We start from the raw sequence: 776 nt of genomic DNA on the forward strand, positions 1-776 counted from the left end.
GCTGGTAATTCAACGACTCGATACTATTAGTCGTATAGATCGCCTTACGGGTAGCCGGACCGAAAGCCAAGAACGGAATGAACCGATCCCAGGCCCGCTGCCAGGCCGCCACCGTGGCCGGGTATTTACGCCCCCACTCTCCTTCTTCAAAAGCCTTGAGGGCACCTAGCGCGTCTTCTTCGTTAACAGCCGTGTACATTGGTTTGAGGGCCGCAGCCACGGCTTTACGGTCTTGATAGGACACAAACCGCATCGAGGCACGGATCAAGTGGACCACACACGTTTGAATGATTGCCCTTGGCCAGGTAGCCGTGATCGCTTCAGGGAAACCAGCCAGCCCGTCACAAGCCACGATTAACACGTCCTGGACACCACGATTAGCTAGCTCAGCGCAAACACCAGCCCAAAACTTCGCGCCCTCGGCTGCTTGCACCCAGATCCCAAGCACGTGTTTGATACCGTCACAATCTACCCCGATAGCGATATGAGCAGCCCGGGAAGTAACCCGGTTATGATCTTTGATTTTCACCTGGATAGCATCCAGGAACAGGACTGGATAAAACGCTTCTAGCGGGCGGGTCTGCCAGGTAATGATCTCGTCTTGAACGGCCTCGGTAATATTCGAGATCGTTTCATGGGACATTTGGGTACCAATAGTGGCTTCTAGGTGGTGTTGGATTTCCCGGATCGTCATGCCACCGGCATACAGGGAGATAATCATGTCGTCCAGGCCACCCATGCGGCGCTGGCCGGGAGGAACTAGGCGTGATGTGAAC

Annotated in this window: 1 protein-coding gene; it reads right to left on the reverse strand. The window is 54.9% G+C overall.

What is annotated here, in order from left to right; translation table 11 throughout:
* Positions 1 to 776 (reverse strand): IS256 family transposase (locus tag QP503_RS04525; RefSeq protein ID WP_285101361.1); only part of this gene is annotated, 776 nt, incomplete at both ends.

This window comes from Pauljensenia sp. UMB0895 (assembly GCF_030218905.1).
GTDB classification, from domain to species: Bacteria; Actinomycetota; Actinomycetes; order Actinomycetales; family Actinomycetaceae; genus Pauljensenia; species Pauljensenia turicensis_A.